At 68.1% G+C, this 18,282-nt stretch carries 21 protein-coding genes; 9 read left to right on the top strand and 12 right to left on the bottom strand.

Annotated elements, in window-relative coordinates; translation table 11 throughout:
* The first annotated feature begins 13 nt into the window (after nt 1-13).
* Together XINFAN_RS16520 and XINFAN_RS16515 are read left to right on the top strand one after the other, a co-directional pair.
* The gene (locus tag XINFAN_RS16520) at nt 14-217 is read left to right on the top strand and encodes a hypothetical protein (RefSeq protein WP_124087967.1); all 204 of its coding nucleotides are present in this window, start codon (nt 14-16) and stop codon (nt 215-217) included.
* A 389-nt stretch (nt 218-606) separates the two neighbouring features.
* The gene (locus tag XINFAN_RS16515) at nt 607-2,406 is read left to right on the top strand and encodes an enoyl-CoA hydratase-related protein (protein ID WP_124087966.1); all 1,800 of its coding nucleotides are present in this window, start codon (nt 607-609) and stop codon (nt 2,404-2,406) included.
* A 22-nt stretch (nt 2,407-2,428) separates the two neighbouring features.
* Here the strand turns inward: XINFAN_RS16515 and XINFAN_RS16510 are convergent, their stop codons facing one another.
* Nucleotides 2,429-2,644 (bottom strand): hypothetical protein, encoded by a 216-nt coding sequence (locus tag XINFAN_RS16510; protein ID WP_124087965.1) that lies wholly within the window; start codon nt 2,642-2,644, stop codon nt 2,429-2,431.
* A gap of 135 nt (nt 2,645-2,779) precedes the next feature.
* Between XINFAN_RS16510 and XINFAN_RS16505 the strand changes: the two genes are divergently transcribed.
* Complete coding sequence (locus XINFAN_RS16505; RefSeq protein WP_124087964.1) at nt 2,780-3,025, top strand: DUF2312 domain-containing protein; 246 nt, start codon at nt 2,780-2,782, stop codon at nt 3,023-3,025.
* Between the two features lie 62 nt (nt 3,026-3,087).
* On the opposite strand, the gene XINFAN_RS16500 is transcribed toward XINFAN_RS16505, so the two are convergent.
* From XINFAN_RS16500 to XINFAN_RS16485, 4 genes are all read right to left on the bottom strand, one after another.
* Nucleotides 3,088-3,948 (bottom strand): metal ABC transporter permease, encoded by an 861-nt coding sequence (locus tag XINFAN_RS16500; protein WP_124087963.1) that lies wholly within the window; start codon nt 3,946-3,948, stop codon nt 3,088-3,090.
* Nucleotides 3,945-4,802, bottom strand: coding sequence for a metal ABC transporter permease (locus tag XINFAN_RS16495; RefSeq protein WP_124087962.1), 858 nt, complete (start codon nt 4,800-4,802; stop codon nt 3,945-3,947). The genes XINFAN_RS16500 and XINFAN_RS16495 overlap by 4 nt, the downstream gene beginning before the upstream one ends.
* Nucleotides 4,799-5,695: a manganese/iron ABC transporter ATP-binding protein gene (locus XINFAN_RS16490; RefSeq protein ID WP_124087961.1), complete on the bottom strand. Its 897-nt coding sequence runs from the start codon at nt 5,693-5,695 to the stop codon at nt 4,799-4,801. Before XINFAN_RS16490 ends, XINFAN_RS16495 begins: the two co-directional genes overlap by 4 nt.
* Nucleotides 5,696-5,773: 78 nt before the next feature.
* A complete protein-coding gene (locus tag XINFAN_RS16485; RefSeq protein ID WP_124087960.1) occupies nt 5,774-6,682 on the bottom strand; it encodes a metal ABC transporter substrate-binding protein in 909 nt (302 codons plus the stop codon).
* Nucleotides 6,683-6,900: 218 nt separating this feature from the next.
* Between XINFAN_RS16485 and XINFAN_RS16480 the strand changes: the two genes are divergently transcribed.
* Nucleotides 6,901-8,442: a trimethylamine methyltransferase family protein gene (locus XINFAN_RS16480; protein WP_124087959.1), complete on the top strand. Its 1,542-nt coding sequence runs from the start codon at nt 6,901-6,903 to the stop codon at nt 8,440-8,442.
* 141 nt (nt 8,443-8,583) lie between these two features.
* Here XINFAN_RS16480 and XINFAN_RS16475 read toward each other — a convergent pair whose 3' ends face one another.
* Nucleotides 8,584-8,877 carry a DUF6477 family protein gene (locus XINFAN_RS16475; RefSeq protein WP_124087958.1) on the bottom strand — a complete coding sequence of 98 codons (294 nt, stop codon included), beginning with the start codon at nt 8,875-8,877 and terminating at the stop codon, nt 8,584-8,586.
* A 276-nt stretch (nt 8,878-9,153) separates the two neighbouring features.
* Between XINFAN_RS16475 and XINFAN_RS16470 the strand changes: the two genes are divergently transcribed.
* Nucleotides 9,154-10,290, top strand: coding sequence for a DUF6456 domain-containing protein (locus XINFAN_RS16470; protein WP_435530877.1), 1,137 nt, complete (start codon nt 9,154-9,156; stop codon nt 10,288-10,290).
* A 220-nt stretch (nt 10,291-10,510) separates the two neighbouring features.
* Nucleotides 10,511-11,458 (top strand): lipoyl synthase, encoded by a 948-nt coding sequence (gene lipA, locus XINFAN_RS16465; RefSeq protein WP_124087957.1) that lies wholly within the window; start codon nt 10,511-10,513, stop codon nt 11,456-11,458.
* A 3-nt stretch (nt 11,459-11,461) separates the two neighbouring features.
* Here lipA and XINFAN_RS16460 read toward each other — a convergent pair whose 3' ends face one another.
* The 3 genes from XINFAN_RS16460 to hpt all read right to left on the bottom strand — a co-directional run bounded on the left by XINFAN_RS16460 (nt 11,462) and on the right by hpt (nt 13,122).
* On the bottom strand, nt 11,462-12,340 hold the full coding sequence (locus XINFAN_RS16460; protein WP_124087956.1) for a cytochrome c: 879 nt from the start codon (nt 12,338-12,340) through the stop codon (nt 11,462-11,464).
* 63 nt (nt 12,341-12,403) lie between these two features.
* Nucleotides 12,404-12,574 (bottom strand): hypothetical protein, encoded by a 171-nt coding sequence (locus XINFAN_RS22010; RefSeq protein ID WP_199286448.1) that lies wholly within the window; start codon nt 12,572-12,574, stop codon nt 12,404-12,406.
* Nucleotides 12,575-12,579: 5 nt separating this feature from the next.
* Nucleotides 12,580-13,122, bottom strand: coding sequence for a hypoxanthine phosphoribosyltransferase (gene hpt, locus XINFAN_RS16455; RefSeq protein WP_124087955.1), 543 nt, complete (start codon nt 13,120-13,122; stop codon nt 12,580-12,582).
* 180 nt (nt 13,123-13,302) lie between these two features.
* Here hpt and XINFAN_RS16450 point away from each other — a divergent pair, with 180 nt between their 5' ends.
* The gene (locus tag XINFAN_RS16450) at nt 13,303-13,755 is read left to right on the top strand and encodes a type II toxin-antitoxin system RatA family toxin (protein WP_124087954.1); all 453 of its coding nucleotides are present in this window, start codon (nt 13,303-13,305) and stop codon (nt 13,753-13,755) included.
* 66 nt (nt 13,756-13,821) lie between these two features.
* Here XINFAN_RS16450 and XINFAN_RS16445 read toward each other — a convergent pair whose 3' ends face one another.
* Genes XINFAN_RS16445 through XINFAN_RS16435 form a run of 3 tightly spaced genes read right to left on the bottom strand, consistent with a single transcriptional unit; the run spans nt 13,822 to nt 15,976 of the window.
* Entirely contained in the window at nt 13,822-14,319 is a 498-nt protein-coding gene (locus XINFAN_RS16445) for a CinA family protein (protein ID WP_124087953.1), read from the bottom strand.
* Nucleotides 14,304-14,816 carry a phosphatidylglycerophosphatase A family protein gene (locus XINFAN_RS16440; protein ID WP_124087952.1) on the bottom strand — a complete coding sequence of 171 codons (513 nt, stop codon included), beginning with the start codon at nt 14,814-14,816 and terminating at the stop codon, nt 14,304-14,306. Before XINFAN_RS16440 ends, XINFAN_RS16445 begins: the two co-directional genes overlap by 16 nt.
* On the bottom strand, nt 14,813-15,976 hold the full coding sequence (locus XINFAN_RS16435; protein WP_233352266.1) for a bifunctional 2-C-methyl-D-erythritol 4-phosphate cytidylyltransferase/2-C-methyl-D-erythritol 2,4-cyclodiphosphate synthase: 1,164 nt from the start codon (nt 15,974-15,976) through the stop codon (nt 14,813-14,815). Before XINFAN_RS16435 ends, XINFAN_RS16440 begins: the two co-directional genes overlap by 4 nt.
* Before the next feature lie 235 nt (nt 15,977-16,211).
* Between XINFAN_RS16435 and dusB the strand changes: the two genes are divergently transcribed.
* Complete coding sequence (dusB, locus tag XINFAN_RS16430; protein WP_233352264.1) at nt 16,212-17,189, top strand: tRNA dihydrouridine synthase DusB; 978 nt, start codon at nt 16,212-16,214, stop codon at nt 17,187-17,189.
* Nucleotides 17,186-18,280, top strand: coding sequence for a two-component system sensor histidine kinase NtrB (locus XINFAN_RS16425; protein ID WP_124087950.1), 1,095 nt, complete (start codon nt 17,186-17,188; stop codon nt 18,278-18,280). The genes dusB and XINFAN_RS16425 overlap by 4 nt, the downstream gene beginning before the upstream one ends.
* Nucleotides 18,281-18,282 lie beyond the last annotated feature (2 nt).

Below are 18,282 nucleotides of genomic sequence, written 5' to 3'. Positions count from 1 at the left end.
GGAACTCAGGGAAATGGCACGACTGGCACAGGAAGCGATGGAACTGGCGGCAACCGGGCAGAAGGCGGCGCTGTCGGTTCTGCTGGCCGAGATGCGGGCGCTGGCGGCGCTGTTGCCGGTTTCGGAAACCGGCCCGGAAAGTGCCGCGGAAGAGGCCGAACGGCGCCGGTTGCACGAGGCCGAGGTCGAGGCCGGTTTCGACAATATGCCCGTATGAGCACGCGGCGACAGCAGGCGGCTGGCCAGGTCTGAGCTTTGAGCGAAGACGGTCGCCGTGGCCTCGCAGGGATGCGGAGCGGGTGAAACTTCGTCGCTGCGCGTTCGCTGGCACCGCCGCGGCCTGGACAAATGGAAAAGGTGCCCCGGTGGCGGGGATGTCTGCTACGGGAGGCGGGAGGCAATCCGCGGCGGGGACGGCTCGTCCGTGCGCTCTTCCGCCCTTACAGGCGTCATCGCAGGCGAAGAGGCCCGTAAGGGCCGATAAGCCGTTCGGGCCGTCGCTTCCCATGCCCGTTGTTTCCGGCTTTTCCGGCGAATGGCTTGTCAGAGGGAGGTTTTCTCCTGTTAACTCGGCCAGGAAATGGCCGGACGGGTTGGGGCAGGGTGATGGTGCAGGTGATCGGGGCGGCTTCGGGGATCAGGGTGGAGGCGGCGGGGCCGGAGGGCGCGGTGCTTCTCCTCGTGATCGACAACCCGCCGCTCAATGCGCTCGGCCCCGCGGTGCGGGCGGCGCTTGCCGGGGCCATCGCGGATGCGGCGCCCGGGCGCCCCGTCGTGATCGCCGGGGCCGGGCGGATGTTCTCGGCCGCGACGCTGATCGATCAGGGCGACGGCATCGCCGACGGTCGCCCCTCGCTGGCCGAACTTTGCCTTCTGATCGAAAACCATTCCGGGCCGGTGGTGGCCGCGGTCGCGGGCCGCGCGGTCGGGCCGGGGGCGGAACTGGCGCTGGCGGCCCATGCCCGGGTGGCCGGGCCCTGGGCACGGTTCATCTTTCCCGGCGCCGGTCTGGGCCTGCCGCCCGAGGCGGGGGCCAGCCAGCGGCTGCCGCGGCTCGTCGGCGCGCAGGAGGCGCTTGAGATGCTGTTGCGCGTCCATCCGGTCGGCGCGGATGAGGCGCTGGCGATCGGGCTGGCCGATCACCTTGCTGACGAGGATGTCGTCGCGGCTGCCATTGATCTGGCCCTGTCGATGACGGGGCCGCGCCCGGTCAGCGCCCGCAACGAAGGGCTGTCCGATGTGGCGGCCTATACCGCCGCCATCGCCCGGGCCCGCGCGCGCGAGGCCCGCAACCCCTTACCCGCGCCCGCCCGGATCGTCGATTGCGTCGAGGCCGCGCTCTGCCTGCCGCCCGCGAACGGCTATGCGCTTGAAGCGGTGGCTTACGAGGATCTGGCGGCAGGCGAGGAAAGCCAGGGCCTGATCGCCGCCGCACGGGCCGAGCGCCGGGCCTCGGTTCCGCCCGAAGACATTTTGCGCGCCGATGCGGAACTGGTTACGGTGCTGGGGCTGAACGGATCCATCCCGCAGCAGGCCGCGCTGGCGCTGATGGCGGTGGAGCGCGGGCTGCGGGTGATCTGGTCCGCCGGGCCCGATCCGCAAGCCCATGCCGCCCAGGTGAAGGCGGTGACCGCGCGGATGGAGGCCGGTCTGCGCGAGGGCCGGCTGAGCCGCGAACAATATGACGCCGATCTGTTGCGGCTCGAAAGCGACGCGGGGCCGGAAGCGCTTGGCGAGGCGGGGCTGATCCTTCACGCCGGGCCCGTTCCGGCGGGGCTGGTCGACCGGCCCGGGATCGTGCAGCTTTTCTACGGCGGTGGCCCGGGGCCGGGGCTGCTGCTGGCGCCCTCGGGGCGGATCGCGGAACTGGGGCCGGTTCTGGCCGCCGCGCCGGGGCAGGTCGCCACCGCGATCCGGCTTCTGCGGCATCTGGGCCTGCCGCCGGTGCTGACCGGCGGTCCGGTCGGGATCGGCCGGGCGGTGACGGCGGCCGGGCGGCGGGCGCTGGCGCTGATGGCGCAAAGCGGGGTGCCGGTGCGGCTGATCGCGAGGGCGCTTGAGGATTTCGGCGAAGTCCCGCCGGAACTGACCGATACGGGCGTCAGCGGCACGATGCGGGCGATGACCGGAGACGAGGTTCGGCACCGCTGGCTCGCGGCCATGGCGAACGAGGGTTACCGGCTGCTCGCGGCGGGGGTGGCGCTGCGGCCCTCGGATATCGACCATATCCTGATCCAGGGCCATGGTTTCCCGCGCTGGCGCGGCGGGCCGATGTATCAGGCCGCAAGGCGCGGGCCTATGGTGCTGCGCGCCGATCTGCGGCGCTGGCAGTCCGAGGGCGATGTCTGGACGCCGCATCCGGTGCTGGACGAGCTGGTCTCGAAAGGCCGCGGCGCGGTGGCCTGACAAAGGCGCCCGGAAGCGGGCGTCAGCCGAGAGCGATCCCCGCCACCACCAGCGCCAGCCCGAGCGCCGAGACGCCGAGGGCCGCGAAATTCACCGCGAAAAGGCGCTGGAGTTCGCTGCGCATCCTCGCCTCATCGGCGCCCGAGCGGCGGATCTTCAGCCCGCGCAGCACGCACCACACCAGCCCCCCGAGGCCGAGAAGCGAGATCAGGGCTCCGGTCCAGATCAGGATTTCCATGGCGCGGCCCCCTTTTGCTTTGCCCGCTGGCTAACCCGTGGCGATTGCGCTTGCAAGCCCGGCCCCGCAACTCCGTCTTGAAAGCCGGGGCCGGGCCGCGTTATCTGGCCCCCGAGGCAAACCGGAGAGCAGAAGATGAATGATGCCTTCAACGTCACCGCCGATGAACTGCGTCAGTTCATCGAGCGGATCGAGCAATTCGAGGCCGAGAAGAAGGATATCGGCGATCAGATCAAAGAGATCTACGCCGAGATCAAGGGCCGCGGGTTCGACACCAAGGCGATCCGCAAGATCGTCTCGCTGCGCAAGAAAGACGCGCAGGAGCGCCAGGAAGAGGATGCGATCCTCGAAGTCTATATGTCCGCGCTCGGGATGCAGTAAGCGGCCGGTGGGGGTCCGGGGGGCTTTGCCCCCCGGCCTCCGTCCGGGGCCGCCGGCGCGCGTCAGCGCGGCGCAGCGGCCCCGGACCGGTCTTCCCGACGGCTCTGTGCCCGGATCTGAAGGCTGCGGCGCAGGAAGGCGATCAGGAACATCGCCGTCAGCACGAGGATGATCGTCGCCGCGGGCGAGGAATCCAGCCAGAAGCTGAGCCAGACGCCGAGGATCATCGCGCTCAGACAGGCGAGGGTCGCGACCACCAGCATCGCCCCGAACCGGCGCACCATGAGGAAGGCGATGGCTCCGGGGGCGATCAGCAGCCCCACGGCAAGGATCAGCCCGGTCGCCGACAGCGTGGCGACGATGGTCAGCGACAAAAGCGTCAGCAGCCCGTAATGCAGCAGCCCGACCCGCAGCCCCGAGGCTTTCGCCTGGGCCGGATCGAAGGCATGCAGCATCAGATCCTTCCATTTCAGGATCAGCGCCGCGCTGACGAAGGCCGAGATCAGCCCGGCGTTCCACAGATCCGCGCCCGAGATCCGCAGCATGTTGCCAAACAGGATATGGTCGAGATGGGCGTCGCTCTCGATCGAGGTGTAGAGCACGATCCCCAGCCCGAACATGCCGGAGAACACCACGCCCATCACCGTATCCTGTTTCACCCGGCTGTTCTGGGCCAGCCAGCCGGTGGCGATGGCGGTGAACATCCCCGCGCCGAAGGCGCCGAGGATCAGCGGAAAGCCCCCGACATAGGCCAGAACGATGCCCGGCAGCACCGCATGGCTGACCGCATCGCCCATCAGCGCCTGGCCCTTCAGCACCAGAAAGCACGACAGAAGCGCGCAGGGCGGCGCGACCAGAGCCGCGATCAGGAAGGCGTCGCGCATGAACGGAAACTGGAACGGGGTCAGCAGGGTCTCGATCATGGCGCGTCCTCTGCCAGCGCCTCGGCCGCGCGCCTGCGCGCCGCCAGCAGCCCGTGTTTCGGCGCCAGCACGAAGACCACGAGGAAGATCAGCGTTTGCAGGCAGACGATGATCCCGCCGGTCGCTCCGTCGAGGAAATAGCTGATATAGGCGCCAAGGAAGCTCGTCCCCGCGCCGATGGCGACCGAGAGCGCGATCAGCCGCGGAAAGCGGTCGCAGAGCAGGTAAGCGGTGGCGCCGGGGGTGACGACCAGCGCGATCACCAGAAACGCCCCCACCGTCTGCATCGCCGCCACCACGCAGGCCGAGAGCAGGACGAAGAACACCGCTTTCAGCAGCCCCGGTCGCAGACCGATGGAGCGCGCATGGCTCTCGTCGAAGAACACCACCATCAGATCCTTCCATTTCGCCAGCAGCACCGCCAGCGAGACGAAACCGATGATCGCCAGTTGCAGCGTGTCCTCGGGCGTGATGGCGAGGATATTGCCCATGGTGATGGTCTGGACCGAGATCGCCATCGGATTGAGCGAGACCATGAACAGCCCCAGCCCGAAGAACGAGGTGAAGATCAGCCCGATCACCACATCGGGTTTGAGGCCCGAGCGGTCGGACAGGAACAGCATCGCCGCCGCCGCCAGCCCGCCCGACAGAAAGGCGCCAAGCGCGAACGGCAGGCCCAGGAGATACGCACCCGCGACGCCCGGCACCACCGAATGCGAAAGCGCATCGCCGATCAGCGACCAGCCTTTCAGCATCAGGTAAGCCGAAAGAAACCCGCAGACCCCGCCGACCAGCGCCGAGACCCACATCGCATTGGTCATATAGCCATAGGCGAAAGGCTCCAGCAGCGTCATTCGCCGTCCTCGCGGGTGCGGGTGCGCTCGCCGTATTGCACCAGGGGGCGCTCGTCATCGGTCAGGATCGAGATCCGGCGCGGGTCGTCGTCGTCATGCAGCACGTCGCCGCCCAGTGTGAAGCGGCGCAAGACGCCGCCGAAGGCCTTCTCCAGATTGTCATGGGTGAAGGTGGCGGCGGTCGGGCCATGGGCCAGCACCGTGCCGCGCACCAGCACCACCCGGTCGCAGAACTCGGGCACCGAGCCGAGGTTGTGGGTCGAGACCAGCATCACCCGGCCCTCGTCGCGCAACTCGCCGAGCAGCCGGATGATCTGCTCCTCGGTCCTGACATCGACGCCGGTGAAGGGCTCGTCCAGCAGGATCACCCGCCCGTCCTGGGCCAGCGCGCGGGCGAGGAAGACGCGCTTCTTCTGGCCGCCCGAAAGCTCGCCGATCTGGCGGTGGCGGTATTCAAGCATGTTCACCCGCGAAAGCGCGGCCTCGACCGCGGCGCGGTCTTCGGCGCGCGGGCGGCGCAGAAAGCCCATATGGCCGTAGCGCCCCATCATCACCACATCCTCGACGAGGACGGGGAAAGACCAGTCCACCTCCTCGGCCTGGGGCACATAGGCGACGAGGTTCTGCTTCAGCGCCTCTTTCACCGGCAGGCCCAGAAGCCGGATCTCGCCGCGCGCGAGCGGCACGAAGCCCATGATCGCCTTGAACAGGGTGGATTTTCCGGCGCCGTTCACCCCGACCAGCGCGGTGACGGTGCCCTTCGGGATCTGGAAACTGGCCTGGCGCAGGGCGGTCAGGCCGTTGCGGTAAGTGACGGTCACGTCGCGGGCGAAGATGCCGCCGCCGGGATCCTCGCCTGCGTCCTGCCCCGGATTGTGCTGCGGATCTGACATGATGCTCCTGGCTTTTGCCGGTTCAGGCGAACTCTGCCACGGCGATGCGCGGCAGAGAAGTGCTTTTGAGACGCGTTCTCAGTTACCCTCGCCCTCAAGCCCGGCGGCGATGGTTTCCGCCGTGACTTTCAGCAGATCGAGATAGGTCGGCACCGGGCCGTCGGGTTCGGACAGGCTGTCGACATACAATTCGCCGCCGTAGCGGGCGCCGGTCTCGCGGGCGACCTGTTTGGCGGGGGCGGTGTTGACGGTGCTTTCGCAGAACACCACCGGGATCTCCTGCCCGCGCACGCCGTCGATCACCGCGCGCACCTGCTGCGGCGTGCCCATCTGATCGGCGTTCATCGGCCAGAGATAAAGCTCGTGCATGCCGAAATCGCGGGCCAGATAGCTGAAAGCGCCCTCGCAGGTCACCAGCCAGCGCCGGTCCTCGGGGATCGCCTGCACGCGCTCGCGCAATGGCCCGATGGCGGCGCGCAGCTCGGCCTTGTAGCTTTCGGCATTGGCCTTGTAGGCTGCGGCGTTCTCCGGGTCGTGTTCCGCGAAGGCATCTGCGATATTGTCGATATAGATCAACGCGTTGTCGAGCCCCATCCAGGCATGGGGATTGGCCTTGCCCTCATAGCTGCCCGAAGAGATCGCGATCGGGACGATCCCGTCGCTGATGGTGACCGAGGGCACATCGCCCAGGTTTTCCAGAAAGCCCGCGAACCACAATTCCAGGTTCAGCCCGTTCCAGAGAATCAGATCCGCGTCCTGGACGCCGACCAGATCGCGCGGGGTGGGCTCGTAGCCATGGATTTCGGCCCCGGGTTTGGTGATCGAGACCACCTCGGCCGCGTCGCCGGCCACATTGCGCGCCATATCGGCCAGCACCGTGAAAGTGGTGACCACCTTCATCCGCTCCCCGGTCCGGGCCAGCGCCGGGGCGGCGATCAGCGCGGCAAGCGCGGCAGTGCCTAAAAGACGAAGAAGGGGGCGGGGCATCGCGATCTCCTGCTGTTGCGCGATCACATGTAAATGCAAATCATTCTCATCTGTCAACTCTTCCGACGGTTCTGGCCGCGATTTCGTCGATTCCGCCGTGCCGGTGTCGGTTCCGGCGGCGGCAAATGTCGGTTTCCGCGTAAAAGTGACGTAAACACCAGGCGGATCCTCTGCCCTGGGGTTTATTTCAGGGTCGGAAAGCCGTTCAGGAGGATGACATGTCGGAAGTGATCGAAGGCCGCCGGGCGCGTGGCGGCGGCGCGGCTCGCAGGGCCGAACGCACCGCGGTGAGCTTCGAGACCGCGAAGTTCATCACCCGCAACATTCCGAATTTCGAGGTGCTGAACGAAGAGGCGCTTCAGATCATCGAATACAACGCCGAGACCGTTCTGGAAGAGATCGGCGTGAATTTCGTGGAAAACCCGGCCGCGCTGGACCGCTGGCGCGCGGCGGGTGCCGATGTGAAGGGCGAAAGGGTGCATATCCCGCGCGGCCTTGCGCGCAAGCTCTGTTCCACCGCGCCCGCGAGCTTTACCCAGCACGCCCGCAACCCCGGGCGCAATGTCGAAATCGGCGGTCGCAATCTGGTGCTGGCCCCGGTCTACGGCCCGCCCTTCGTGCGCGACGCCGAGGGCGGGCGGCGTTACGCCACCATCGAGGATTTCCGCAATTTCGTGAAGCTCGGCTATATGTCGAAATGGCTGCACCATTCCGGCGGGACGGTCTGCGAGCCGACCGACGTGCCGGTGAACAAGCGCCATCTCGACATGCTGCTGGCCCATATGACGCTTTCGGACAAGCCCTATATGGGCTCGGTGACCGAGCCGTCGCGGGCGGCGGATTCGGTTGCGATGTCGAAGATCCTGTTCGGCGACGATTTCGTCGATCAGAACACGGTGATGACCTCGCTGATCAACATCAACTCGCCGCTGACCTTCGATGGCATCATGATGGGCGCGCTTGAGGTCTATGCGGCGGCGAACCAGGCGGCGATCATCTCGCCCTTCATCGTCGGCGGCGCGATGGCGCCGGTGACGGTGGCGGGCACGCTGACCCAGGTGCTGGCCGAGGTGCTGGCGGGGGTGGCCTATAGCCAACTGGTGCGCGCCGGTGCGCCGGTGATCGCCGGGGCTTTCGTGACCTCGATCGACATGAACTCGGGGGCGCCCACCTTCGGGACGCCCGAGGCCGCCCATATCACCTGGGGCGCCGGGCAACTGGTGCGCCGTCTGGGGCTGCCCTACCGCTCGGCGGGCTCGTTCTGCGGCTCGAAACTGCCCGATGCCCAGGCCGCCTATGAGACCGCGAACAGCCTGAACATGGGGCTCACCGCCGGGGTGAACTTCATGCTGCATGCCTGCGGCTGGCTGGAAGGCGGTCTGGTGTCGTCTTACGAGAAATTCGTGATGGATGCCGACCAGCTCGGCACGCTGCACGGGCTGGCGCGGGGCGTCGCGGTCGATGAGAACGCGCAGGCCATGGACGCGATCCGCGAAGTGGGTCCGGGTGGCCATTACCTCGGCTGTGCCCATACCCAGGCCAATTTCAAGACCGCGTTCTGGCGCACCGAAGTGCTGGATTACAAACCCTTCGAGACCTGGGAAGAGGAAGGCGGGCGCGACACCGCGCAGCTGGCCTCGGTGCGGGTGAAGAAGATGCTGGCCGATTACGTGCCCCCGGCGCTGGACGAGGCGAAACGCGAGGCGCTTGATGCTTTCGTGGCAGAGCGCAAAGCGGAAATGCCCGACGCTTTCATCTGAGGTTTCCATAGCGGAAACAACCGGCCCCGCTCTGGCAACAGAGCGGGGCTTTTTCCTTCGCGCGGGGTCCGCTCATCGGTCTTCACAGACCTCTTCGCCGGCGATGACGCCCGTAAGGGCGGAAGAGCCCCCGCGGGGCCGCTATCCGGCCTGGACGGCGGTCGGGCGATACCAGGCCCGGGTCTCGGCCACCAGCGTCACCAGCACCTCGATATGATCCCGGATCGAGTAATTCGCATCCCCCCGCTGGCGGGTTTCCTCAAGCCGCGCCTCGGTTTCAAACAGCCGCGGCAGGATGCGTTCGGGCCGGGTCTCTTCGGGCGCCAGCCGTTTGAGCATGTGCTGGCGCTGATAATCGGCAAGACCGAAGCGCACGGCGCGCATCAGGATACCGGGGCGGCGCATCTCGGCCAGGAGGGTGCGGAAGTCGGACATGCGAACCTCATTCAGTCGGGGCGCATAGTCTTAGAGGGGCACAACCTTGCGTTGCGTTTCGTTTTGCACGGGCGTTCGGACGCTTCGCCACTGTTTAGGTTTTGGTTACGATTATGCACAGATCGTAAACAGTTAAGATCTGAGTAACCAAATCCCCCTTAGGTTGTGCAGACGCTTCGGCCGGATGTTCTGATGGAAAACATGGACCAGTCAGTCAGATATGAGACAAGACCAGCCCCGCTGGCCCCCACAGTCCTGGCTCCCGCTGCCCTGGCTTTGCCGGACTGGCTGCCCGAACGGGTCAGGCTGTATCTCGGCCATACCGAAGAGGGGAAATCGCTCAGGGCGCTGGCGCGGGACCGGGGTTTGCATGCCTCGACCGTGCTGCGCCAGGTGCGCCGCTATGAGGGCCGCCGCGACGATCCGCTGATGGATTCGGCGCTCGACCGGCTCAGTCATGCGGCGCGCCGGCCAGAATTTCCCGCCGGCTCAGAGGATCCCACCGGAATGACAGCTCATATCTCTCCCCGTTCCCCTTCGTTCCAGGCCGTGCCCCGGCCCGTGAAGGCGCCCGCGGCGCCGTCCCTGCCCGACGAGACCCGGCTGCGCGAGGAGGGGCGGCGGATCCTGCGCCGTCTGGCCGAGCCGGGCGCGGTGCTCGCCTTCGCCAGCGATATGGAAAAGGCGGTGGTGCTGCGCGAATTCCCCGACGGGCGCGCGGCGAAGACCGCGGTGCTGGATCGCGAGATCGCCCAGGCCTTCTGCCTCAAGGACTGGATCTCATGTCGCAAGACCGGGCGGATCTCGACCTATGAGATCACCCAGGGCGGCCGCGCGGCGCTGAAGCGCATGATGGACGAGGACGGCCGCGCGGCCGGCGGCATGGCCGAGGCCGCCCAGCCCTTCGCCGACCAGCACCGGATCTGGGGCGAGCGCGAGGTGGCGGACGAAGAGGGGCCGCGCCGCACCCGCTACAACCTGGCCGAAAGCCCGGTCGCGGTGCTGGGGCGGCGGCGCGAGAAGAACGGCCAGTTCTTCCTGAGTGCCGATCTGGTCGAGGCGGCCGAGCGGCTGCGCGAGGATTTCGAACTGGCCCAGATGGGGCCTCGGGTGGCGCAGAACTGGGAGAAATTCCTGACCGGCGGCGACCGCGGCGGCTTTCGCGCGAATTCGGGGCTGGCCGAAGGGCCGGGCCGCGCGCGCGACCGGGTGGCGGCGGCTTTGCGCGATCTGGGGCCGGGCCTGGGCGATATCGCGCTGCGGGTCTGCTGCTTTCTGGAAGGTGTCGAAAGTGCCGAGCGCCGCATGGGCTGGGCCGCGCGTTCGGGCAAGATCGTGCTGCGGATCGCGCTGCTGCGCCTGCGCCGCCACTACGACGAGACCTATGGCCGCTCGGGCCCGCTGATCGGCTGACGGAAAAGGGGCCGCATCTGCGGCCCCTTTGATTCACTCTGCGCGGCCAGCGCCTGCGACCGGAACGGTTTCCGCCGATGCGCGGTCGATGCAGGAGGCAATGCCCCGCCGGGGTGGCGCGGGGAAAGACTGCGATGCTCTGTCCGTTGCCTTGGCGCCGGGATCGGCCTATGTTTTGCGGGTGCCCCGCGTCAGGGGGAAAAACCACAAGGGCCCGCCCATGCGCGATCTGAAGATCCCCGATCAGCGACACCCGGAAAAGGCGCATCGCCCCGATCAGGCGCAGCCGAAGAAACCGTCCTGGATCCGGGTCAAGGCACCCACCTCGGACGGCTACCGCAAGACCCGCGACATCATGAAGGAAAACCGCCTGGTGACGGTCTGCGAGGAAGCGGGCTGCCCCAATGTCGGCGAATGCTGGTCGCAGGGCCATGCCACCATGATGATCATGGGCGAGATCTGCACCCGCGGCTGCACCTTCTGCAACGTGGCGACCGGCAAGCCGCAAAACCTCGATGCGTTCGAGCCGGGGCGGGTGGCCCATGCGGTCTCGAAGCTGGGCCTTGCGCATGTGGTGGTGACCTCCGTCGACCGCGACGATCTGGAGGACGGCGGCGCCGAGCATTTCGCCCAGACCATCCGCGCGATCCGCCACCGCTCGCCCGCGACCACGATCGAGGTGCTGACGCCCGATTTCCTGAAATGCGCGCCTTCTGCGCTGGAAAAGGTGGTCGAGGCGCGGCCCGATGTGTTCAACCACAATCTTGAGACGGTGCCGGGCCTCTACCATGAGGTCCGCCCCGGCGCGCGCTATTTCCACAGCCTGCGGCTGTTGCAGCGGGTGAAGGAACTGGATCCCACGATGTTCACCAAATCGGGGATCATGGTGGGGCTGGGCGAAGAGCGCCAGCAGGTGCATCAGGTGATGGACGACATGCGCTCGGCCGACATCGACTTCCTGACCATCGGCCAGTATCTGCAACCGACGCCGAAGCATCACCGCGTGGCGGCCTTCATCACGCCCGAGGAATTCGCGGGTTACGAGAAATCGGCCTGGAACAAGGGCTTCCTGATGGTTTCGGCGACGCCGCTGACGCGATCCTCCTACCATGCCGGGTCGGATTTCGCCCGGCTGCGCGCGGCGCGGCTGGAAAAGCTGGGCGGCTGAGGCTCAGGGCAGGGCCAGCAGATAGGCGGCGACGGCCTCGCGGTCTTCCACCGGCAGGCGGGCGAGGTTTTCGATCACCGCGACCATATGGCCGCCCGCCGAATCGTAGTCGGGGGTGAAGCCCGAGGTCAGATATTCGACGATCTCATCCGCGCTCCAGCCGAGTTCCCCGGGCGTGACGCCCGGGATCCGGCCGCGCCCCGAGGGGTTCGGCGCCCCGGTCAGCCAGCGCCCGCGGTCCATCCCGCCGAGCAGGTTGCGTGGCGTATGGCATTCGCCGCAATGCGCCATCGCCTCGACGATATAGCGCCCGCGCGCCGCCGGCTCCGGCAGATCGCCCGCCAGCGCCCAGTCGGTGTTCAGGAACAGGAGCTTCCAGCCGCCAAGCGCAAGGCGCTGGTTGAACGGAAAGCCGAGGCGATGCGGCTGGCTCGGGGTCGGATCGGCGGGCAGGGTCCGCATATAGGCGTAGAGATCGGCCACGTCCTGGAGCCGCATCTTCGCGTAAGAGGCATAGGGCAGGGCGGGGTAATAATGCTCGCCCGCGGGCGAGACGCCGCGCATCATGGCATTCGCGAGATCGTGCAGCGACCAGGCGCCGATCCCCTGCTCAGGGTGCTGGCTGATGTTCGGCGCGAGGAATGTGCCGAAATCCGAGGGGAATTCCTGGCCGCCCGAAAGCACCAGTTCCGCCTCGGGCGCGGCACCCGGCGCCTTGTGGCAGGATGCGCAGCCGGTGGCGAGGAAGACCTGCGCGCCGCGCGCCGCATCGCCTTCGAGCCCGGCGAGGTCCGCGGCATCCAGCGGGCGCGGCCGGGTGATCCAGAGGAAGGCCGCGGCCCCGGCGGCGATCAGGACGAGAGCGGCGAGGACAAGGCGCATGGTTCCCTCCGGCTGGCGTGTCGCTTGCAGGCCCGGCCAGAGTACCCGCGAAGGCAGGGTTTGTCAGGGCCGCATGCGGTTCACGGTCAGCCAGGCGGGCCAGCCCCAGATCCACTCAAACGCCGCGAGCGCCAGACAGGCCGCGATCACGCCCAGCACCAGAAGCACCCGGCGCATCGGCGGCGGATGTGCCGCCCAGCGTTTCGCGCGCAACAGCCAGCGCATCGGATCCATGCCGTCTACCCGTCCAGGAACCGCACCTTGCCGATATAGGGCAGGTTGCGGTTGCGTTGCGCAAAGTCGATGCCGTAGCCGACGACGAATTCGTCGGGAATCTCGAAGCCGGTCCAGGTCGCCCTGATCGGCACCTCGCGGCGCGAGGGTTTGTCGAGCAGCGCGCAGATCTCCAGCCGGCGCGGCTCTCGGCTTTCAAGCAGGTGTTTGACGTGGGTGAGGGTGAAGCCGGTATCGACGATATCCTCGACCACCAGCACGTCGCGGCCCTGGATCTGGCCGCGCAGATCCTTGAGGATGCGCACCTCGCGCGAGGATTGCGTGCCGTCGCCGTAAGACGAGGCCTCCAGGAAATCCACCTCGACCGGCAGGTCGATCTCGCGCACCAGATCGGCGATGAAGACGAAAGAGCCGCGCAGCAGACCGACAACCACCAGCTTGTCGGTGCCGCGGAAGGCTTCGGTGATCTCGCGCGCCAGCGCCTCGATCCGGGCGGCGATCGCCTTGGCGCTGATCATCTGATCGATCACATAGGGGCGGTCTGGCATGGCGGCTCCGGGGCTGAGACAGTCTTTTTCGCCGATCCGGCCCGGCGGGGAAAGGAAAATCGCGCAGGCGGCGGTGAGGGCTGCGGCGGGGGTTGCGGCGGCTGCGCGCGGGAGACGCTTCGGGCTTGAAATCGCGGCGCACCCGCGCGACATGGGGCGGGTGTCCGACCGAGCCTGACAATGCCGAAGCATCAAGAAACCCGAAAGCTGCCCTATAGCGCCGGCGAGATGTTCGCGCTGGTCGCCGATGTGGAAAGCTATCCGAAATTCCTGCCGTGGAACGCCGCGGCGCGGATCCGCTCGCGCAGCCCGGTCGAGGGCGGCGAGGTGATCGAGGCGGATCTGGTGATCTCGTTCAAGGTGTTTCGCGAGCGGTTCGGCAGCCGGGTGACGCTTTTGCCCGCCGAGAGCCGGATCCTGACCGAATATCTCGACGGGCCGTTCCGCTATATGCGATCGGGCTGGGCGTTCCGCGATCTGGAGGCGGGCGGCTGCGAGGTGGATTTCTTCGTGGATTTCGAGTTCCGCAATGCGATCCTGCAAGGGGTGATCGGGCTGGTGTTCAACGAAGCGATGCAGCGGATCGTGCGGGCCTTCGAGCGCCGGGCCGCCGAGCTTTACGGCGCGCGCTGAAAGAGCGGCGCGGTTCCCGCGCCTGCCTCCGGCGGGGGTATTTGGGTCAGGATGAAGACGGCAGGGTCAGGCCAGGGCCCGCGGTTGCAGGGCGGCGAGAAGCAGGCGCAGCGCGTGGAGCGTGCTCTGGCGGCGCACCTCGGCGCGGCCGGGGGCGCCGAAGTCCAGGGTCCCGGTGCGGGTGGGGCGGCCGGCCTGGGCGAGGCCGAAACAGACCCGGCCCTCGGGCTTGAACCCGCTGCCTCCCGGTCCGGCGATGCCGGTGACCGAGACCGCCAGCGTGGCGCGCGAATGCGCGAGCGCGCCCTCGGCCATCTCGCGCGCGACCTGTTCGCTGACCGCGCCATAAGCGTCGAGCGTGGCTTTGGCGACGCCGAGCATCTCCTGTTTGGCCTCGTTGGAATAGGTGACGAAGCCGCGGTCCACCACGTCCGACGAGCCCGGCACATCGGTCAGCGCCGCCGCGACCATGCCGCCGGTGCAGCTTTCGGCGGTGGCGATCCGCGCGGCTGCGTGCCGCGCGGCGTCGAGCACCTCAGTGGCGAGGGTCAGGTCAGGAGCCATGGTTCCAGCACCGCATGATAGAGGCCCGCAAGCAGGACCGAGGTAATGCCGGCGAAGAAACCCGCGATGATGTCGTCGAGCATGACGCCAGCCGCGTCGCCGCGCCGGTCGGCCCGGCCGATGATCCAAGGTTTCCAGATGTCGAACAGGCGAAACAGCAGGAAGGGCGCGACCCAGCCCGGCCAGGCGCCCGAGAAGAAGCCGAGCTCCGCCCCGTGGCGCCAGAGCGGAATCACGGTGAAGCTGATCGCGATCCACTGGCCCGCCACCTCGTCGATCACCACTTCGGAGGGGTCGCTGTCGTCGCGTCCGCGCAGATAGAGCGGCACCGCCCAGAAACCCGCCAGCGTGGCGAGGACGGCGGCGACCGGCACCGCCAGCGCCAGCCCCGCCTGAAAGGCGAGAACCGCCAGCACCACGGCGGCGAGCGAGGCCCAGGTGCCGGATGCCGGGCGCAGATGGCCGATGCCGAAGAAGGTTGCGGTCAGATTTATCATTCTTTCACCAGAACTGCGGTTGCGAGGGCGGCGATCCCTTCCTCGCGCCCGGTGAAGCCGAGGCGCTCGGAGGTGGTGGCCTTGACGCTGATGCGGGCGGGATCGCAGCCGATGATACGCGCGAGCGCCTCTTGCATCGCTGCGGCATGTGGTCCGATCTTCGGGCGCTCGCAGACCAGCGTCACGTCGCAGTTGCCGATCCGATACCCCTGACCGGCGGCGGATTTCACCGCATGCGACAGGAAAATATGGCTGGCGGCGCCCTTCCACTGAGGGTCCGAGGGCGGGAAATGCCGGCCGATATCGCCCATGGCCAGCGCGCCGTAGATCGCATCGGTCAGCGCGTGCATGCCCACATCGGCGTCGGAATGGCCGAGAAGGCCGCGGTCATGCGCGATCTTCACGCCGCAGAGCCAGACATGATCGCCTTCGGTGAAGGCGTGGACATCGTAGCCGTTGCCCATGCGGACATCCATGGCGGGGGCTCCTGTTCTGCGCGCGAGAATGGCTTCGGCGCGGGCGAAATCGCCGGGGAAGGTCAGTTTCAGATTGTCTTCCTCGCCGCCGACGATCAGCACGTCAAGCCCGGCGGCGCGGGCGAGCTCCACATCGTCGGCCGCCGTGCCCTGACGGTCGGCGCGATGCGCGGCGAGAATGGCGTCGAAATGGAACGCCTGCGGGGTCTGGGCGCGAAAGAGCCCGTCTCGCGGCTGAAGGCCCATGACCCGCCCGTCGCGCCCGCGCCAGAGCGCATCGGTCACCGCGAGCGCGGGGGCGGCCGCCGGGGCCTCATCGAGCGCGGCGATCAGCCGGGCGATCAGTGCGGGGCTGGTCAGCGGGCGCGCGCCGTCATGGATCAGCACCCGGGTGAAGCCTTTCCCGGCCATGGCCTCCAAGGCGTTGCGGATCGATTCCGCCCGCGTCCGCCCGCCCTCGACCAGCGGCACGCCGGGGGCGATGGCCTCGGCCAGAGCGCGGTCCTCGGGGTGGATGGTCAGCACCACCGGCAGGCCCGCGAAGGCCGCCAGCGTATGGGCGAGCACCGGCTTGCCGCCAAGGTCGCGCCATTGCTTGGGCGGCCCGTCGCCCGCGCGGGTGCCGCGCCCGGCGGCGGTGATCACCACGAGGATGGTGCTGGCATCTGGCGGGATCTGCGGCACGGCGGCCCTTGCGGCGGGAAAGCGGGTCGGCGCTTTCTATGCCAGAGCGCCCCGGCTGACAATCGGGGCGGCGGGAAGGCGGGGCGCTGTCAATCCGCTGCGAAAACGGGCATAAGTGCTTAAATATTGTGCGGTGCCCGTTTAAAGGGCAGATCTGCGCCGCGCCTTGCCTCTGAACCGCTTTCGGGCGGGCAGGGGCGGCGGTTACGCCTTTCACATGCTCAAGGAAACGCCATTGGACCTGAACCTCGGACCTTTCCGGCTCTCGCCCCCGGTTCTGCTGGCGCCGCTGGCCGGAATCACCGATCTGCCGAACCGCCGGCTGGTCGGATCCTTCGGCGCGGGGCTTGTCGTCTCGGAAATGGTGGCCTCGGACGAGGTGCTGCGCGCGCGGCCCGAGGCGCGGGCCCGGGCCGAGCTTGGCTTCGGCGAGGTCGCGACCAGCGTTCAGCTTGCCGGGCGCGACCCCGCGCTGATGGCCGAGGCGGCGAAATGGTGCGAGGGCCAGGGCGCGCAGATCATCGACATCAACATGGGCTGCCCGTCGAAACGGGTGACGACGGGGCTCTGCGGCTCGGCGCTCCTGAAAGACCCGGATCTGGCTTTGCGGCTGATCGGGGCGGTGGTCGGCGCGGTGCAGGTGCCGGTCACGCTGAAGACCCGGCTCGGCTGGGACGAGAGCAATCTGAACGCGCCCGACCTCGCGCGCCGCGCCGAGGGGGCGGGGGTTCGGATGGTGGTGATCCATGGCCGCACCCGCTGCCAGTTCTACAAGGGAAGCGCCGACTGGCGCGCGATCCGGGCGGTGAAAGAGGCGGTGACGATCCCGGTGATCGCGAATGGCGACATCCAGGACGCGGCCAGCGCCCGCGCGGCGCTGGACCAGAGCGGCGCCGACGGGGTGATGGTGGGGCGGGGCGCGCAGGGGCGGCCCTGGCGGCTGGCCGAGATCGCGCATGAACTTTACGGCACGCCCGCGCCGGTGATCCCCGAGGGGCGCGCGCGGGGCGAGATGATCGTTGCGCATTACGACGAGATGCTCGGCTTCTACGGCCGCGAACTGGGGCTGCGCTGTGCGAGGAAGCACCTCGGCTGGTATCTGGAGGCCGCGGGCCTCGATCATGCGCGTGAGGCGGTGCTGACCGCGACCGAGCCGGAACAGGTCAAACGCCTGATCCTGCGCGCGTTCGCGGAAGCGGAGGAAGCCGCATGAGCCGCTGGCGCGCGCCTTATCCGGTGCCGGGGGTGATCTGGGCCTCGCTGCCGCTGCCGGCGCTGCTGATCGGGCCGGACGGCTGCATCCAGGAGGCCAATCCCCAGGCCGAAGCCTTCCTGAACGCCTCGGCCAGGTCGCTGCATGGCCAGCCGGTGCTGGACCGCCTGGCCATCGACGCCCCGATGGAAGAGGCTTTTGCCCGCGCCCGCGCCAACCAGGCGCCGATGAAGATCAACGACGCCGATGTGACCAGCGGAGAGCGCGCGCCGGTGCAATGCGAGATCCATCTGGCGCCGATGCACGACAATCCGGGCACCATCCTGATGCTGCTCAGCCCCCGCGAGATCGCCGACCGGCTGGGCCGGGCAGGGGCATCCAAGACCGCGGCGAAATCGGCGATCGGCATGGCCGAGATGCTGGCGCATGAGATCAAGAACCCGCTCGCCGGGATTTCCGGCGCGGCGCAGCTTCTGTCGATGACGCTGACGGCGGAAGACCGCGAGATGACCGATCTGATCGTCGAGGAAACCCGGCGGATCGTGAAGCTGCTGGAACAGGTCGAGCAGTTCGGCAATCTGCGCCCGCCCGAGCGGCGCGCGGTCAATGTCCACGACGCGCTGGACCGCGCGCGGCGCTCGGGCCTCGTCGGTTTCGCCTCGCATATGCAGATCCTGGAGGATTACGACCCCTCGCTGCCGCCGACTTACGCCGACCCGGATCAGCTGATGCAGGTGTTTCTCAACCTGATCCGCAACGCGGCCGAGGCGGCGGGCCCCAAAGGCGGCACCATCCGGCTGCGCAGCTTCTACGACCTCAGCCTGCGGATGCGCCGCAAGGATGGCAGCCAGGCCGCGCTGCCGCTGAACATCGAGATCCAGGACGACGGGCCGGGCCTGCCGCCCGACATCGCCGCCGAAGTGTTCGATCCCTTCGTCTCTGGGCGCGAGAACGGCACCGGGCTCGGCCTCGCGCTGGTCTCGAAAATCGTCGCCGACCACGAGGGCTGGATCTCGGTCGATTCGGTGCCGGGACGCACGGTGTTCCGGCTCTCGCTGCCGCTGGCGCCGAAGGAACAGAAGAAAGGGTAGAT

This window comes from Pseudogemmobacter humi (assembly GCF_900609055.1).
Lineage (GTDB): Bacteria > Pseudomonadota > Alphaproteobacteria > Rhodobacterales > Rhodobacteraceae > Pseudogemmobacter > Pseudogemmobacter humi.
The sequence above is the reverse complement of the archived record's forward strand: the minus strand, read 5'-3'. Positions and strand labels throughout refer to the sequence as shown.

Excerpts from the sequence above, each read along its gene's own strand:
- XINFAN_RS16520 (WP_124087967.1), top strand. The coding sequence starts at position 14 with ATGGCACGACTGGCACAGGAAGCGATGGAACTGGCGGCAACCGGGCAG.
- XINFAN_RS16515 (WP_124087966.1), top strand. The coding sequence starts at position 607 with ATGGTGCAGGTGATCGGGGCGGCTTCGGGGATCAGGGTGGAGGCGGCG.
- XINFAN_RS16510 (WP_124087965.1), bottom strand. The coding sequence starts at position 2,644 with ATGGAAATCCTGATCTGGACCGGAGCCCTGATCTCGCTTCTCGGCCTC.
- XINFAN_RS16505 (WP_124087964.1), top strand. The coding sequence starts at position 2,780 with ATGAATGATGCCTTCAACGTCACCGCCGATGAACTGCGTCAGTTCATC.
- XINFAN_RS16500 (WP_124087963.1), bottom strand. The coding sequence starts at position 3,948 with ATGATCGAGACCCTGCTGACCCCGTTCCAGTTTCCGTTCATGCGCGAC.
- XINFAN_RS16495 (WP_124087962.1), bottom strand. The coding sequence starts at position 4,802 with ATGACGCTGCTGGAGCCTTTCGCCTATGGCTATATGACCAATGCGATG.
- XINFAN_RS16490 (WP_124087961.1), bottom strand. The coding sequence starts at position 5,695 with ATGTCAGATCCGCAGCACAATCCGGGGCAGGACGCAGGCGAGGATCCC.
- XINFAN_RS16485 (WP_124087960.1), bottom strand. The coding sequence starts at position 6,682 with ATGCCCCGCCCCCTTCTTCGTCTTTTAGGCACTGCCGCGCTTGCCGCG.
- XINFAN_RS16480 (WP_124087959.1), top strand. The coding sequence starts at position 6,901 with ATGTCGGAAGTGATCGAAGGCCGCCGGGCGCGTGGCGGCGGCGCGGCT.
- XINFAN_RS16475 (WP_124087958.1), bottom strand. The coding sequence starts at position 8,877 with ATGTCCGACTTCCGCACCCTCCTGGCCGAGATGCGCCGCCCCGGTATC.
- lipA (WP_124087957.1), top strand. The coding sequence starts at position 10,511 with ATGCGCGATCTGAAGATCCCCGATCAGCGACACCCGGAAAAGGCGCAT.
- XINFAN_RS16460 (WP_124087956.1), bottom strand. The coding sequence starts at position 12,340 with ATGCGCCTTGTCCTCGCCGCTCTCGTCCTGATCGCCGCCGGGGCCGCG.
- XINFAN_RS22010 (WP_199286448.1), bottom strand. The coding sequence starts at position 12,574 with ATGGATCCGATGCGCTGGCTGTTGCGCGCGAAACGCTGGGCGGCACAT.
- hpt (WP_124087955.1), bottom strand. The coding sequence starts at position 13,122 with ATGCCAGACCGCCCCTATGTGATCGATCAGATGATCAGCGCCAAGGCG.
- XINFAN_RS16450 (WP_124087954.1), top strand. The coding sequence starts at position 13,303 with ATGCCGAAGCATCAAGAAACCCGAAAGCTGCCCTATAGCGCCGGCGAG.
- XINFAN_RS16445 (WP_124087953.1), bottom strand. The coding sequence starts at position 14,319 with ATGGCTCCTGACCTGACCCTCGCCACTGAGGTGCTCGACGCCGCGCGG.
- XINFAN_RS16440 (WP_124087952.1), bottom strand. The coding sequence starts at position 14,816 with ATGATAAATCTGACCGCAACCTTCTTCGGCATCGGCCATCTGCGCCCG.
- XINFAN_RS16425 (WP_124087950.1), top strand. The coding sequence starts at position 17,186 with ATGAGCCGCTGGCGCGCGCCTTATCCGGTGCCGGGGGTGATCTGGGCC.